This is a genomic window from Streptomyces sp., from assembly GCF_035644915.1.
In the GTDB taxonomy this organism is placed as follows: domain Bacteria; phylum Actinomycetota; class Actinomycetes; order Streptomycetales; family Streptomycetaceae; genus Streptomyces.
In genome coordinates, this window is sequence record NZ_DASQNP010000065.1 from 1 (window position 1) to 15,775 (window position 15,775).

General features: G+C 75.8%; 8 protein-coding genes and 1 pseudogene. 2 read left to right on the forward strand and 7 right to left on the reverse strand.

Features of this window, described 5'->3' with window-relative positions; genetic code table 11:
- A partial coding sequence (locus tag VE546_RS06495) for a hypothetical protein (protein WP_324919486.1) occupies nucleotides 1-339 on the forward strand: 339 nt, incomplete at its 5' end.
- Between the two features lie 174 nt (nucleotides 340-513).
- Here VE546_RS06495 and VE546_RS06500 read toward each other — a convergent pair.
- The 7 genes from VE546_RS06500 to rpmF form a co-directional block, all read right to left on the reverse strand.
- Entirely contained in the window at nucleotides 514-2,361 is a 1,848-nt protein-coding gene (locus VE546_RS06500; RefSeq protein WP_324919489.1) for a hypothetical protein, read from the reverse strand.
- Nucleotides 2,358-5,993 carry a vWA domain-containing protein gene (locus tag VE546_RS06505; RefSeq protein WP_324919491.1) on the reverse strand — a complete coding sequence of 1,212 codons (3,636 nt, stop codon included), beginning with the start codon at nucleotides 5,991-5,993 and terminating at the stop codon, nucleotides 2,358-2,360. Before VE546_RS06505 ends, VE546_RS06500 begins: the two co-directional genes overlap by 4 nt.
- A gap of 5 nt (nucleotides 5,994-5,998) precedes the next feature.
- Nucleotides 5,999-7,168, reverse strand: coding sequence for an ATP-binding protein (locus VE546_RS06510; protein ID WP_324919500.1), 1,170 nt, complete (start codon nucleotides 7,166-7,168; stop codon nucleotides 5,999-6,001).
- 35 nt (nucleotides 7,169-7,203) lie between these two features.
- Nucleotides 7,204-12,291, reverse strand: a complete 5,088-nt coding sequence (locus tag VE546_RS06515) for a hypothetical protein (RefSeq protein WP_324919493.1) — start codon at nucleotides 12,289-12,291, stop codon at nucleotides 7,204-7,206.
- Nucleotides 12,288-13,142: a DUF4132 domain-containing protein gene (locus VE546_RS06520; RefSeq protein WP_324919494.1), complete on the reverse strand. Its 855-nt coding sequence runs from the start codon at nucleotides 13,140-13,142 to the stop codon at nucleotides 12,288-12,290. Before VE546_RS06520 ends, VE546_RS06515 begins: the two co-directional genes overlap by 4 nt.
- Before the next feature lie 722 nt (nucleotides 13,143-13,864).
- Nucleotides 13,865-15,037 (reverse strand): GTP-binding protein, encoded by a 1,173-nt coding sequence (locus VE546_RS06525; protein WP_324919496.1) that lies wholly within the window; start codon nucleotides 15,035-15,037, stop codon nucleotides 13,865-13,867.
- A 7-nt stretch (nucleotides 15,038-15,044) separates the two neighbouring features.
- Complete coding sequence (gene rpmF / locus VE546_RS06530) at nucleotides 15,045-15,215, reverse strand: 50S ribosomal protein L32 (protein WP_324919498.1); 171 nt, start codon at nucleotides 15,213-15,215, stop codon at nucleotides 15,045-15,047.
- A gap of 163 nt (nucleotides 15,216-15,378) precedes the next feature.
- On the opposite strand from rpmF, the pseudogene VE546_RS06535 reads away from it, so the two are divergent.
- Nucleotides 15,379-15,477: pseudogene (locus VE546_RS06535) on the forward strand (IS5/IS1182 family transposase); the annotation flags it as partial.
- Nucleotides 15,478-15,775 lie beyond the last annotated feature (298 nt).

A 15,775-nucleotide genomic window follows, 5' to 3' on the forward strand; every position in this document is an offset into this window, starting at 1 on the left:
ATCGCCGGATGGATCATGGTCCGCACTCCGTGGACCTTCCTGGAACTGCCGTCCCGCTATGCCCGCTGCGCCTCCGACGAGACCGACGGGGACACCGACGACCAGAAGCCCGACGGCTGCTACCCGTATCCGCCGGTCGGCCCGGGCACAACCCCGGGGATCAGGCTCGCCCGTGCCATCGGCGGCGAGGTGTTGTCCGTCAGCGTCACCGGAGCCGAGGCGCCCGAACTCCGGCTGCGGACCGGCACCCCGATGTCCGCGCTGGCCAGTGTCCGATCCACGTCTTGTTCGGCCGGACCACCTGGCCGGCGGCCGCCGCTTGACGAGTTGGACGCCTGAGGTGGCCGGACCATCCCGTGTCCGCCCGCTGCACCGCCTCGGCTCCCGCGCCGCCAAGCGCCCCTGCCCCGCTACGCCCGCATGAGTCTCCGCGCCGACCGCCGCACCCACCGGACCACCCTCGACATCACCGTTGTGATCCTTGCCCCCGGTCCCCGACGTCACGGCCTTGTCCTAACGGTGCGGGAAGGGCCCAGGAGAGGACACCCCGGTCGCGGCGGCTCCCCATCCGCCCGCGCACAGCGCCCGTTCGGCCGCGTCGAGGTAGAGGGCGGCGGCGAGCCAGGCCCGGGCGAAGCGGTCCGTGTCGGCCGGGAGCAGGCGGCCGAAGGGGTCGCGGGAGCGGTCCGCGGCGGCAGCGTGGAGGCCGTCGAGGAGGTCGCCCGCCGTGGCGAGGCCGAGACGGCGCAGACGGGCACCGTCGCCCGACGTGCTCCTGGCGGAGGCGAGGACCCGGCGGCCCCCCGACACCGCCTGGTGGACGCGGCGGCGCAGCAGGTGCAGCGGGGCCTCGTCCCCGGTGGGAACGACCGCAGCCTGTGGCGCAACCGCCCCGGTGGGCAGGTCCGCGTGCTGGAGGCGGTCCAGGCCGAGGTCCACCCGGGCGGCGGGGTCGGTGGGGTGCTCGGTGGCGAGCAGCAGGGCGCGGGGGAGCGGCCCGGGCGCCAGGCGCGCGATGATCCGCAGCCGGCTGCCCCTGGCGGCGGCGAGCAGGCGGAGGTTGTCGCGGTAGGGGAGTGAGGGATCGTCGTGGGCGGTGGCCAGCCGCAGGGGCAGGCCCGCACAGTCGGCCAGCAGGCAGTCGCCCGTCGTCTCCCGCACTGTGCCCGTGAGGGTCACCCGGAGGAACAGCAGGTCCTGCGCGCCGTTCAGTGCCCGGGACACCTGCTCGGCGGCGGGTACGGCCCACAACCGGTCCAGCGGCTCGGCGTGCCAGGCGGCGCCGGACGCGCGGACCGCCCGCACCCCGGCCCCCGCGCCGAGACGGCCCGTCGGGGAGACGGTGGCACCGGACACGGCCAGCCCCGCACGCGACAGTTCACGGTGGGTCAGGGCGGTGTCGCCGATCCGTACGGCCCGGTCGGCGGCGCCGGTCGCCCGGGCGGGCCCGCCCGGTGCCACGTCCGACACCGTGTACAGACGTCCGTCGGCGTCGGCGGTCCAGGTGACCGCGCCCGCGTAGCCGGTCGCCGTGAGGACGGGCTCGGAGAAGAGCCCGTACAGACGCAGGGAGCCGTCCGGGCGGTACGGCTGCCGGACCGTACCGCGCAGTTCGGTCAGCTCCGGACCGGTGGCGTGCGGGAGGCGGTGGGCGAGGCTCAGGACACCGGCCAGTGCGTCGGCGAGGTCGGCGAGGCGGTACCCGGGGTCGGCGGAGCGGGCCGCGCGCACCCCGGTCACCACGGAGACCGCCGCGGCGGAGGCCCGCGGGAGGCCGGCGAGGCGGGCGGTGTGCGCGGCGTGCAGGAGCTCCGCCTGGAGCACCGCGCCGGCACCGTCCGTGCCGGCTTCCAGGACGGCGGCGGCCGCGTCGAACACCGCTCGGGCGGCGGCGCGCTGTTCGGCGGTGGCGGTCCCGGTCTCCACCTCCCCCGTCCGACTCGTCCGGCCCGCCTGCGGTGTCGGCCCCGTCTCCTCCGCCGGCCTTGTCCCTTCCCGCGTCCCTTTCCGCGTCTCTTTCCGCGTCTCTTTCCGCGCTTCCGCGGCCTCGGCAGGGTCCGGGGCCGGAGCCTCGTCGGCGACCGGCGCGGCCGAGGCCGCCGCCGCGCGGTGCAGGCAGTCGGGGGCCAGCAGGCATCCGCAGCGGATCGCGTCCGCGCTGGTCACCGCCCCACCGGGCGCGTGCAGGACGACGTCGGTCTCGTCGTCGACGGCGATCCGCACGGTGTCGCCCGCCCGGACGACCGGACGCGCCACGAGCTTGGTGACGCCCGCGTCCAGCCGCTTGCGGAGCCGGGGCGGGAGCGCTTCGACGAGTTCGGCGGTGACGGACGGGACGACCGGGGGCAGGTTTGGACTCATGCGATCTTCTCCCCTACCCAGCGGGCGAGTTCGAGCGGACCGAGGGCGGCGACGGGCATGCCCGCGGCGACGAGCTGACCGGCGACTCCCGTGGAGTAGCGGGGCCGGCCCGTGTCGTCGAGGCTCGCGCAGCCCAGGACGTGGCAGCCGGCTCCGACCAACGCGCGGACCTCGGCGAGCAGGCCGCCGAGCGGATAGCCCTCCTCGAAGTCGCTGACGACCACGACGAGGGTGCGCGAGGGCACGGTGACGAGCTCGCGCGCGTGCCGCAGTCCCGCGGCGATGTGGGTGCCGCCGCCCACGCTGACCTCCAGCAGCAGCGACAGCGGGTCGTCCACGTGCCCGGTGAGATCGATGACCTCAGTGGAGAACGCCAGGAAGTGGGTGGAGAGCGTCGGCACCCCCGCCAGCACCGAGGCGGTCAGCGCGGCCCATACCGTGGACGCCTCCATGGACCCCGACACGTCCGTGACCAGGATCAGCCGCCAGTCGGCGGCCCGGCGTCCCCGGGTACGGAAGACCGGGCGCTCGGGGATCACCCGCACCGTTCCGTCCGGGCCGCGGCGTGCGGTCGCCAGGTTGGCCCGCAGCGTGCGGGGCAGGTCCAGGCCGCCGCCGGGCCGTCTGCTCGGACGCGGCAGGGCCGTGCCGTGCAGGGCGGGGCGCAGACGGGTGGCCAGTTGCCGGGTCAGCGCGTCGACCAGCCGCCGCACGAGCGGGCGCAGCGCGGCCAGCCGCGCCTCGGGCAGCCCGCCCGCGTGCCGCAGCACGGTGCGCAGCAGGTCCACCGAGGGCCGCACACTGTCCGCGTCCAGCTCGGCGAGGACGTCCCTGCGGCCCGACGCGGCGGCCGCCGCCAGCACTTCCTCCCGGATGCCCGGCCCGAACAGCGCGGCCAGCTCCTCGGACCACTCCCGCGCCCCGGGATACGGCGCCTGACGTCCACCGCCGGTTCCCGGGCCCGTGAGGTCCCCCCGGCTGCCTTCGCCGCGTCCGCTGCCGTACAGCTCGTCCAGCGCGGTCGCCAACGGCGCGGCGGACGGCGGCAGGCGGTCCGTACGGCGGCCGAGGAGGAGGCGCCAGCGGTCGGCGGGGGCGAGGAGGTGATCCCCGGCCCGGGGCACGGCGGTCCCAGCGGTGCCGCCCGTCGCCGTGGCACCCGGCGCGGGCTCCACGGTGACGTCCGCCGGGACGCCCCCCGCCGAACCGCCGCCCGGCACGGGCAGCAGTCCCAGCGACCGCAGCGTCTCGCGGCCGGCGAGGTCCGCCCCGGCCCAGACGGCGAGCGCGGTCGGGTCGACACCGCCGGTGTCGGCGACGCGCGCGGCGCCCAGGCGCTCCTCGACGGCCGCGAGGAGGCGGTCGCGGGCCGCGGGGCTCAGGGTGTCGAAGCCGCCGCGCATCGCGGGGAGCCGGTCGAGGAACGCCCGGTCGGGCAGCTCCGACACCCGGGTGAGCAGGGGCTCCAGGGCGGGTGCCGCCGTCTCCAGCAGCGGGCCCGCGGCGGTCAGCAGTCCGCCGAGCCGGGCGGTGAGCGCGGCGCGGGAGCCGGGGTCGGTGGCCCCGTCGACCCAGGAGGCCACGCGGTCGCCGAAGGTCCGCGCGTCCTCGTGCCCGAGCAGGACGCGCACGGCCCCGGCGGCACCGCGCATCAGCGGGGAGCCGTCGGCGGACAGGCGGCGCAGGGCGTCGACGAGCCGAACGCCGCCCAACAGGTCGGCGCGGTGGGAGAGTTCGAGCAGGGCATGGGCGTCGGCGGGGTCCTCGGATCCGGTCAGACCGTCCACCTGCCGCACCGCCGCCGCCGTGAGCAGCTCCGCGACGGCGGCCGCCCGGGCCTCACGGTCCGTCCCGGCGGCGAGCCCCGGGACATGACCGGCCCGCAGCCGGTCCAGCAGGGCCAGACCGGCGAGGAGTTCCGGCAGGGTACCGGCTCGGGGCAGGACGTCGGCGACGTCGCCGAGCCGTTCGTCCGCGAGTTCGGTCAGGCCGCACTCCGCCGCCTGTTCGAGCCCTTCGAGGGCCTGCGCGGCCGTCGGCCCGCCCTCGTCGCGCTCCAGGCGCCGCCGCTCGCGCAGGACGCCTCCGGCGGCCTGCGCGGGGGTGACTCCGCGCACGCCGGCCGCGGTCAGCATGGCGGCCGTGGCAGGGGTCCAGCGCACCTCCCAGCGGGAGGTGAGGGCCTCGGCGCCGCCCGCGCCGACGACCTCCTTGACCTCCCCGTAGGGCACCCCGCACACCGTCAGCCGGCGCAGCAGCAGTTCACGGCGCCGGTCGAGGTCGGACCGCAGCGGGTCCAGCCGCAGGTCCCGTGACGGGCCGGGGCCGCCCGCCTCCGGACCGGGCAGACCGAGCCGCGCCACCTCGGCCTCGACCGCGGGGGCGAGGCCGCTGCGCGGCGCCTGCGGGGCGGGGCGCCCGCCGCGGGTGCCGACGAGCACCCGCTCCATCGCCCGCGCCACGGCCCGCCCCCGCCCGTACGGCTCGCCCTGCGCGAGCACCGTCTGCACGGCTTCGACCAGTTCACCGCGGCCCGCCGCGGGCAGGCCGCGCAGCCGGGCGAGGTCCGAGGCGAGCCGGCTGATCTCCCGTGCGTCGGCGGGGCCCGAGGGGTGACCGAGGCTCCGCAGTTCGGCGCAGATGCGCACGGCCGCCCGCGTCAGCGCCTCCTCCAGCGCCGCCGGATCGCCCGCCGCGCGCAGGACCATGTCCTGCCACTCCGGATCCCGGATACCCGCCGGGTAACCGGACCGCTCGTCGAGGAGGGCGTAGGTGTACGGGATCAGCGAGGTGGTCCAGGCGGACCGCTGCGCGTCGGCGGCCGTTCCGTCCTTCCCCTCCCCGGGTTCCTCCCCGGCGTCCTGCCGTACGAGCGCCGGGGCGTGGAACGCGCCGACCACCACGGCGGCCCGCTCCCCCCGCGCGGTGGCCTCGGCCAGCCGGGCCCGCATCCAGCGCTCGCGCCGCAGGTCCAGCTCCGGTACGCCGCCCGAGGCGACCGCGTCCTCGCGCAGTGCCCACCCGGTGAGCAGGGCGGCCCGGCGCAGGGCCTCGGGCGGGGAACCGGGCGCGGTCGCCTCGACGAGCCGGTCCCAGAGGTCGTCCCCGGGACGGCCCGTCAGCCGGGCCCGCACAGCGGCGGCGAGCCCGGGACCGCCGGCCTGCGTTCCCGCGGCCCGCCGTCCCCCGGTCCACGCGCGGTCGGCGAGCGGCAGGTCGCAGGCGACCACCGGAACGCCGTGCCGGGCGGCCCAGCGCACGGCGGCCAGCTCGGGCGAGAAGTCGGCGAACGGGTAGAACGCCGGCCCCTCGCCGCCGCTCCCGTCGCCGGGGGCGGCGGCGAGCGCCACCGGGGCCCGCGTCTCCTCGTGCCCCAGCCAGGGCAGCCACTGCTGCATCTCGGCGGGCAGTTCGACGAGCAGCACGTCCGGCTCCGCCTCGTCCAGCAGCGCGGGCACGGCGGCGGCCAGCGAGGGCGCGTGGTGCCGTACGCCGACGAGGTAGGGCGCGGAGGGGCCGGTGAGGGCGGCGAGCGCCTCGCCGGGCGAGACCGGCGGGTCACCGGGACGCGGCGAGGCGGACGAGCCGTCCGGGGCGGGGGAGGCGGGGACAGCCCCGTGGGAGGGGGACACGGCCGTCAGCCCTCCAGGACCGTGCGCAGGTCCCACAGGGTGCGCCAGGTGGCGGAGCCCTGCTCGGCGCGGCGCCGGACGGGACCGTCCCAGTAGCCGCGCAGCCGGGCGGCGTCGGCGGGGTCGTCCTTGCGGACCACGCCGAGCAGGTGACCCGGCAGCAGGGTGAGCACGTCACGGTCGCCCGGGAAGTACGCCGCCGCGAGGGCGAGCGCCCCGGCGACGGACACGGCCTCCGCGGTGCTCATCACCGTCGAGGGCCGCTCCACCTCCCAGCCCTCCGCCGACCGGCCCTCGCGCAGGTCCCGGAACGCGGTGACCAGGGCCTCCAGCACGGCGTCGTCGACCTGGAACGGCGCCCCGGCCCGCTCCACGGACGCCCGCGCCTGGCTGCGCACCAGCGCGGTCTCCGCGTCGAGGTCCCCGATGGGACCGACCGTCTCGAAGTTGAAGCGCCGCTTGAGGGCCGCGGACATCTCGGAGACGCCCTTGTCGCGGAGGTTGGCGGTGGCGATGAGGTTGAAGCCGGGCGCCGCGTGCGCCAGGGCGTCCTCGGTGCCGGCCAGTTCGGGAACGGCGATCCGCCGCTCGGAGAGCAACGACACCAGCGAGTCCTGTACTTCGGGCAGGCAGCGGGTGACCTCCTCGACGCGGGCGACGGCGCCCCGGGACATGGCGGTCAGGACGGGGGACGGCACGAGCGCCTGCCGGGTGGGGCCCTGCGCCAGCAGCAGCGCGTAGTTCCAGCCGTACTTGAGCTGGTCCTCGGTGGTACCGGCCGTACCCTGCACGACCAGGCCGCTGGTGCCGCACACGGCGGCGGAGAGCAGCTCCGACAGCATCGACTTGGCGGTGCCGGGCTCGCCGACGAGCAGCAGGCCGCGCTCCCCGGCGAGGGTCACCACGCACCGCTCGACCAGCGCCCGGTCGCCGACGAACTTGCCCTCGACCACCAGGCGGCGCGGCACCCCGTCGGGCACCTCGGCGCCGTCGGGCAGTTTCAGGGCCCGGCCCTCGCTGCCCATGACGAACGTGACGACCGCGCGCGGGGTGAGCCGCCACGCGGGCGGGCGCGGACCGTCGTCGTACGCGGCGAGGAAGGCCAGTTCGGCCGCGTACCGCTCCTCGGGCGGGACGATCTGGCGGGCCGGAGCGGGAGGGAGGGTGGTGGTCATCGGCGCGGGCTCTTCCAGGTGCGGGCGGGTGGTGGTCATCGGCGGCGGCCCTTGCGGGTGGCGCGGGTGGTGAGTTCCTCGTAGGCCGGGGCGTCACCGGCGCGGACGCGGTCCCACGCACGCGTGAACAGCTCGGGCACCGGCACCAGCGGCACCGCGCGGAAGTGGTAGCGGATCGGGTAGAGGCCCTGCTTCCAGACCTCCACCGGCAGCGCGGGGGACTTCAGGTCGAGCCAGCCGCACGGCAGGAAGAGGGTGCGCCCGGCGCGTGCCCGTTTCGCCTCGACGACCAGGCCGGTGGCCGCCAGTTCGGCGCGGGCCTTCCGCATCCGGGTGGGCTTCCAGCCCGTCCAGCGGGCGCAGTTGCGGTCCGTCGGGTCGGGCAGGGCCAGGAGTTGCAGGTAGAGCGCCGCCGCGTCCTCGCCCAGACCGTGGGCCCCGGCGACCTCGGCGACCAGGCCGGGCACGCAGGCGGTGGGGTCCTGGGCGTACCCGGTGGGCCCTTCGGGGGCGGTGCCGGCCGTGAGGGCGCGGGCGAGTCCGTCGTCCAGGAGCGTCCGCAGCGCCCGCATGCCCTCGCCGCGCCCGGGGCCGACGAGTCCCTCGACCAGTCCGAACACGGGGTCCTCCGCGCTGGTGAGGGCGCTTGTGCGGACCAGGACGGTCTCCTGGCCGCCGTACCACGGGCGCAGCACCAGCGCCTCGCCGACGGGTGTCAGGCCGTGCGCGTCGGCGCCGCCGGTGGCGGACAGTCCGTACGCCTTGCGCAGCTCGACGGCGGTCGACGAGCCCTTCTCCGTCCACGCCAGGTCGAGGTCGAGCAGCAGTCCCGGGTCCGCGACGCGGCGGCGCAGCGCGGCCAGTCCCTCCGGCAGGACGGCGCGCAGGGGGTGCCCGTACGGCAGGGCGTAGGCGAGCCCGGCCAGGGCGGCCACGGCACGCGTCAGGTCGTGCCGCCCGGGCAGCGCTCCGGGGTCCTCCGGCACCAGGTCGCCCTCCTTGTCGGGCCGCTGCACCGTGGTGCGGCTGATCCAGGGGGTGCGGCGCGGGTTGAGCACCTCCTCGGCGGAGCCGGTGGGCAGACCTGCCAGGGAGAGTTCCCCGGCGAGGTCCTCGGGCAGGCGGACGATCCCGTCGAGGCGCTCGGCCCACACCCGGCCCGCCGTGTCCGTGTCCGGTCCGGCCGTCCACAGGTCACCGGGGTTCCCGGGCAGCAGCGCGCCGACGAGTGCCGCCCGGTCGCCGGGCTCCAGGGAGGCCAGCAGCGCTTCGCCGAGCTGTTTCTGACGCGGCTTCAGCCCGGTGGCGGCGGCCACCTCGTCGGTGAGCTGCGCCGGCTTCCCGGCGAGCAGCAGGGCCGCCTGCACGGGCCCCAGGCCGCCCCGTGTGGCGGCGGACAGGGCGGCGGGCGCCTCCGGCTGCCAGGGTGCGGGGCCCTTGTCCCGGATCAGCCCGGTCACCGCGGCCAGCGCGTCGGCCGGGAACACCGGCGGGTGCGGGGTCTCCCCCTCCAGCGTGAAGTGCGCGACCGCGCCGAACACGCCGGCCGGGTCGTGGTCCAGGGCCAGCCAGCTCACGCGCCCGTTGCGGTGGTCGACGTGCCGGCAGCCGAGGACGACGACGGTGCGGCCGTCCCGGCGCAGCACCTGGCCGGCGCGTTCCTGCCCGCGCGGCTCGCCCAGCACGACCTCGCGCAGCGCGCCCCCGGGCGCGGCCAGCGGGCCTTCCGTGATCGCCTCGAACAGCAGCAGCAGCGCCCGGCGGTGTGCCTCCGTCAGGGCCGGTGAGGCGGCGCGGTAGGCGAGCGGACGCAGCACGTCCAGCACGGACGGCCACACCACACCGATCTCCGGGACGGTGAACTCGTCGCTGTGCCACCCGTCGGCGGCCCCGGCGAGCCGGGAGGAGTCGGGCAGGGGCCTGCCGTCGGCGGGTTTGCCGGACAGGACGTGGTTCACGGCGCGGATCTGACGCAGCGCGCTCCAGCGCTGCCTGCTGCCCCACCAGCCCTGCAGCTCGGCGAGACCCGCGATCGCCTCGCGCAGCGTCTGGTCGTCGCCGTCCTCGGGGCTGTAGTCGGCGAACATGCCCTCGGTGCGCCTGCGCTCCGCCTTGGGCCGCTCCGCCGGAGGCGCCACGAACGCGGCGACGGACCCCGCCAGGCGCAGTACCGCGCGCACGTGGGCGGTGACGCCGGTGAGCAGATGGGGCTCGGTGAGGGCGGGCAGGGAGCGGGAGACGACCTCCCGCAGGACCTCGTCGGCGGTCGGAACGGCGGGCTCGCCGGTGGTGGCCCCCGCGGTGTTCCGCGGCCCGGCCCCCGGACCGTCCGCCGCCTTCGCCCGTTCGGCCGCCGCCTCGGCCTCCGCCTGCCGCTCCGCCAGCGCCCGGGCCCCGGCGCGCAGCAGCTCGTCCGCCTGCTCGTCGCTCAGCGCCCGCAGGAGCGCCGACGCGCCCTCGTCACGCGGCCGCAGCGCATGCCAGAAGTCGACCGGCGGAACGAGTCGCATGCCGGCGGCGAACTCGCCGCCCCGCTCCAGCGGCGTCAGCCGGCCCAGCTCCCGCACGCCGGTGCTGTCGTCGCCCGTGTACAGGGCGATCTGACGGTGCAGGGCGACGACGACGGGCTCGGCGCCGCCGGGCAGCCGCAGCGCGCCGAGCGGAACGCCCGGCATCCGGCCGCGTGCCGCGGGCAGGGTGACGGTCCGGCCGTCCGGCGTACCGACGGTGGTGCGGGCCTCGGCGCCCTCGCCCTCGGTGCGCACCCAGCGGCCCAGGACCGTACCGTCCGTGCCGAACGGGCTGTGCTCCAGGCCGGGCTGGAGGGGCAGCACCGCGCAGTGCTGCTGGAGCAGGGCCGCGCCCTCACGGATGCCGGACCGCAGGAACGCGGGCAGCGAGGCACGCCCGTGCGTGCCGGTGGCCGGGTCGTACTCGAGCCACACGAGCTGCCGCCCCTGCCGTCCCTGGCGCCAGTACGAGGTGCCGTCCCCCAGGACACGGCGGCCGGGCGGCACGACCGTGTCGCCGGCGTGCAGGGCGCGCCCGCCGGTGGCGCGGCCGCCGCCCGGCAGGGGGATCGAGGTCTCGCCCGCGTCGCGGCTGCCGTACCAGTGCGGGAGCTTCTCGCCGCCGAGCGGGAACACCTCGGACGGGCGGGCCGACCAGTAGCCGGACTGCTTGCCGTCGTGCCGCCACATCACCAGCAGCTCGCCGTCCGCGTAACGGAACGACGGGCGCTGCCAGCGGTCCAGCTCCACCGGCAGCCGCAGGTCGTGCTCCAGCAGGATGTCCTGCGGCCCCACGACGATCGCCTTGTGCCTGTTGGAGAGGATCAGCGCCGGCCAGGCCTCGTGGACGGAGAACGTGTCGTCGCGGTCGCGCCGGGTCTCCGCGTCGAGCCGCCGCAGCGCCTCGTCGAGGGCGGGCCAGCCCAGTTCGTCCGGGATGCCCGCGCGCAGGGTGCGGCCCAGCAGCGGCGCGACGTCGAGTGCGGCGACCCGGGCGACGGCCCGCGGGCTGACCCGGGCGGCGACCGCACGGAACGGACGCAGCCGTTCCAGCGCCGCGCGCGCGGCGGGCAGACCGGCCGCGGCGGTCAGCTCCCCGGCCGCGTCGTCCAGCCACTCGCGCAGCACGCCGGCGAGCACGGGGTGCCCGGCCAGTTCTTCCAGCAGCCCGGCGCCGGGGCGGTGGCCGCTCAGGTTCCCGACGGACCGGTACAGCAGGCGCCGGCAGCGCGGGTCCGCCGCGACGGCCGTCAGGTCCCGCCGCCCGGGCCGGGTTTCCATCAGCCACTGGCCGAGGGGGAGGAAGACGTCCTCGTCGGCCTCGGGCAGCGTCAGCGGTACGCCCTCCGCCGCGCACAGGTCCAGCAGGTCGAGGTCGGCGCCGGCGCGCCGGCGGCCCGTGAAGAGGTCCACGGGACGGCCGTGGGCGCGCAGGCGCGGAGCCATGCGCTCCACGAGCGCGAGGGTGGCCGGTGAGCGACCGCCGGCCCAGGAGCCGTGCTTGCGGTGCAGTGCCCAGCGGCTGAGCCAGTCCGCCGCGTCGACCCCGTCCGCGTCGACTCCGTCCGTCCCGGCCCCGTCCGCCCCGCCCTCGCCCGTCAGCAGCCGGTCGGCGCCGGTTTCCGCGAGCAGCGCCAGCCAGAACTCGTCGTCCTCCGTCGAGCGGCCCAGCCCGGTCGGCATGATCTCCAGCAGCCGGCCCCGTACGGCGGGCTGCCGCTCGGCCAGGGCGACGAGCGTCGCCCGGTAGGTGTTCCAGAAGGACGCGGGGGCCCGCACCGCCGCGGGCGACGCGAGCAGGTCCGCCACCAGGGCACACTCCTCGGTGACCCGGTCCAGCCCCGCGGCCTTGATCAGGGCGCGCGCGTCCTGGGGCAGGGACGCGTACGGCGGCATGCCCGCCGCGCAGCGCTCCACGGTCAGCCGCCGGAACTGCGCCCAGGCCTCGGCCGGGGCGAGCCGCGCCGCGAGGGCCTTCACGTGTTCCTTGAGCGCCTTGACCGTCAGCGCCCCGGCGAAGGCGAACTCCAGGAACACGGCCCGCTGCCGCTCCTCGTCCACGGCCAGCGCGTGCACCCGCTCCGCCTCACGGGCCTTGCCGAAGAAGGCCGCCGCGTACGTGGTGTTCTCGTGCTGGAGAAAGACGCGGGCGGCCTGCTCGTAGAAGGTGGGCAGGAAGTGCGGCACGGCCCGGCCGAGCCGCTCGCCGAGCGCCTCGAAGCCCTCCTTCGCGGTGCCGGGACGGGACTTGGCCTGCCGGGCGAGCCGCTCGACGTCCCTGACCAGCGCCAGCGCGTGGTGTCCGTTCGCCGGGTCGTTGACCAGCGCCCACGCGGGAAAGCCGAGGGCCTCCCGGCGCACCTGCCCGACCTCGTGGGTCTCCGGCTCCCGGACCAGTCCGAGGAAGTCCAGGGCGAGGTCCTCCGCCTCGCCGAGCGTGCCCGGAACCAGCCGCACGACCTTCCGCTCGTCCAGCGCGGGGTGCGTGTACGTGCGGACGGTGAGGACGTCGGCGTCCTCCCGGTCCGTGGTGCCCGGGGGCAGTACGGCTCCGGCGTCGAGCAGCGCGGCGGAGGTGGTCTCGTCGTACGTGATTCCGTCGTACGCCGTCATGCCGCACGCTCCTCGTCCTCGATGTCGCGTCCGGCGTACAGCGCGGCCGCCATGCGCATGCCCTCCGACCAGGCCACCGGTCCGACCCGGCCGAGCTTCAGCACCCGGCCCGCCGGGTCGGTGAAGAGCAGGGGGCCGGTCTCCGTCTCCTCGTAGCCGTCGTAGTCGCCGACCCACACCCGGGCCTCGACACCGCGGCCGTCCTCCAGCACGGAGCACACCGCGTGGCCTCCGCGCACGCGGTAACCGAGCTGGGTCGCGCGTCCGTGCAGGAACCTCAGTTCCTTGAAGACACCGCCCGCGTAGTCCTCGACGGAGGTGGCCTCGGCGTCGAGCGCCGCGGGCCGGTGCCACACCTCGCGGAAGAGCTGCTGGACGCGCTGCTCGACGCCTATCTCGACGGCGAACTCACGCAACTCCTCCAGCTCGTCGAGAAGCACCGGGTGCGGCAGGCGGACCAGGCCGGGGGTGAGACGGACGGTGTCGCCGTCGAGGTCGACCAGACCGAGGCCGCGCTCGGGATCGGCGTCCCGCAGGAACCCGGCCACCACGCCGTCCGCCCCCGTGACCACCACGTCGCGGAGGGCGGCCTGCCAGGCCGGGTCCGGCCACACCCGCGCCAGGACCGCGAACGGCACCGGCAACGAACGCACCATCCACCGCTCCACGTCGGCCAGGCACTGCCGTTCGTGCCGCTCCAGCCACTCGGCGAGCTGACGCAGCCCCACCACCGCCGGATCGTCGGCGATCTTGGCCGGTACGGACTTCAGCCGCCGCCCGGCCGCGTTGCGGCACGCCACCTTGCCGTCGTCGAGGGCGACTTCATAGTCGCCGGCCGACACCCACCCCATGCGTGCCTCCCGCACCCGCAGTGATCAAGTGACGGGAACTGTAGAGCAGACCACTGACAACACGCCTTTCCACGCCCGCTCCCGCAGCGGATGCCGGTCGTGCACGCGTGTCCCCCTGATGTCCGGCATGGGTGATCACGAGGCTCGACCGGCGCACGAACGCACGTCGAACAGGCCCGGCGCTACGCCGACCGCCCCCGTGGTCCGGAACTGCCCCGGGCCCTTGTCCGCGAGACGGATGCGCTTGCCGGTGAGCGCCTGGCTCGCATGTCGCGGGTTCTGCCGTGGGTCTGCCGGTCGATCTCCCGACGAGCCTCCTGATGCCCCGGCTCGCCTCTCGGTGACGGAACCCCTGCGTGTGGAACGGTCGGTTGCTCCGCCGCGGAGGGAGCGGTCGGTGCGACTGCTCCGGCACGTCTCGAGCGGCGCACGGCCGCGGTCACCGCGACGCGACGCGTTCCGCGCCGGGGAGAGCAGGCCGGGCCCGGAGGGGTGGGGAGGCGTTACGGCGGCGAAGGGCGGGTTCGCTCGGAGCCGCCGTTGTGCCGGCGATGAGCACCGTGAACTCCGGCGTGACGCGGTGAGCTCGGGGCCGGTGCCGAGCCGGAGAGTGCGCGACGGGCCGGACCACGTCGATGGCCCGGCCGACAGGGAGTCCAGCGGGCGAAGGGAGAACCGGGCCGGGCGGTGCCGTGGCTGCACCACCGCCCGGCCCGGAGTCCTTACGCCGCGGGCAGCGGCTGCGGGTGGTCGTGTTCGCAGGCGTCGTCGATGCCGTGGGTGTCCCACACGGGGAACGGGTCGTGGCGCGGTACCGCCTCGCCGTCGTCCGCCAGGCAGGCGGACAGAGCCGTCCGCAGCTCATCGGCGCGCAGGCCGGTGCCGATGAACACCAGCTCCTGCCCCTGGCCGTCTCCGGCGCCGCGGACGCCGGAGGGCTCGAAACGGGCGACGGAGCCGGCCTGGGACCACAGCCCGGTCACGTGCGGCCGGGAGGCCAGGTGGAAGAAGCCCTTGGAGCGCAGGACCTCTCCGAACCTTCCGCTGTCGAGGTCCTCGGTCACGAAGGACCACAGCCTCTCGGGGTGGAACGGCCTGTCGGAGCGGAAAACGGTGGAGGAGATGCCGTACTCCTCGGTCTCCGGCACGTGGTCGCCGTTGAGCTCCATCACCCAGCCCGGGGCCTGCTGTGCCTTCTCCAGGTCGAACAGCCCCGTGCCGAGGACCTGGCCGAGGTCCACCCGTCCGTGGGTGGCGGGGACGATGCGGGCGGCCGGGTTGAGCCGGGTGAGCGCGGCCCGGAGCCGGCCGGCGTCCTCGGCGCCCACGAGGTCGAGCTTGTTGAGCACGAGGACGTCGGCGAACTCGATCTGGTCCACCAGCAGGTCGCTGACGGTGCGCTCGTCGTCCTCGTACTGGCCCAGGCCCCGTTCGGCGAGCCCGTCCCCGCCGGCCAGTTCGGGCAGGAAGTTCGCGGCGTCGACCACGGTGACCATGGTGTCGAGGCGGGCGACGTCTCCCAGGGTCGCGCCGTCGTCGCGGGGGAGGGCGAAGGTGGCGGCGACCGGCATCGGTTCGGAGATGCCGCTGGACTCGATGAGCAGGTGATCGAACCGCCCCTCACGGGCGAGCCGGTCGACCTCCTCCAACAGGTCGTCGCGCAAGGTGCAGCAGATGCACCCGTTGGTCATCTCCACCAGGCGCTCCTCGGTGCGTGACAGGGCGGCTTCACCGCCGCGCACCAGGGCGGCGTCGATGTTGACCTCGCTCATGTCGTTGACGATGACCGCCACGCGCAGGCCCTCGCGGTTGGCCAGGACATGGTTGAGCAGGGTGGTCTTGCCCGCGCCGAGGAATCCGGACAGGACGGTCACGGGCAGTCGCTGGTGTGTCACGGCGACTTCAGTCCCCAGGGTGCAGCAGACCGCGCTCGTACGCCCTGACCAGGTGTTGCGGGACCAGGTAGGACACGCCGTCCACCGTGATCGGCACCAGCCGCGGGGTGCGGGCCTTCCACTGGGCGCGGCGGTGGCGGGTGTTGCTGCGGGACATCTTCCGTTTGGGTACGGCCATGGTGATCCTCCGGTCGGGAACTGTCCCCAGAACCTACATGAAAACGAGTTTCACTACCAACTTTCTTCTGCCGGCTGTCTCGCCGTGCCGTGGCGGCCGCCGGGTCTGCCCCGTGCCCTCGGCGCTCGGCGACGGCCCGGGACCGCCCTGTCCTCTGCAAGGCCACCCCCATCGCTCCGAGGCCATGGTCCGCCTCGCGGTGATCGACCTCATGGCCCGCCGCCTCACCCGCGAAGCCACCCCAAACCGGCGCGGCACCTGACCGGAAACCGAACGGACAACGAGAACAAGCACTCACCAAGGGCGGATTCTCGCATCGATACGAAGGCTTTTCCTTTCGTTTGTTCGTCCTTCAACGCTTGGTGCGGGATCGAGAATCGACAACTCTATTCGAACAGAGAAGTTCACAGTTACCTCTTAATCTTTTCCGCGTTAATGGTGATGTGACTGGTGTACATGGGACGATCGGTTCGGGGGCGGGGCGGCGCTGGCGTCGGTTCTGGCTGCTTCTGGTTCCGGCGACGGTGTCGGCGGGGGTGGTGCTGGCGGGGGTGGCTCAG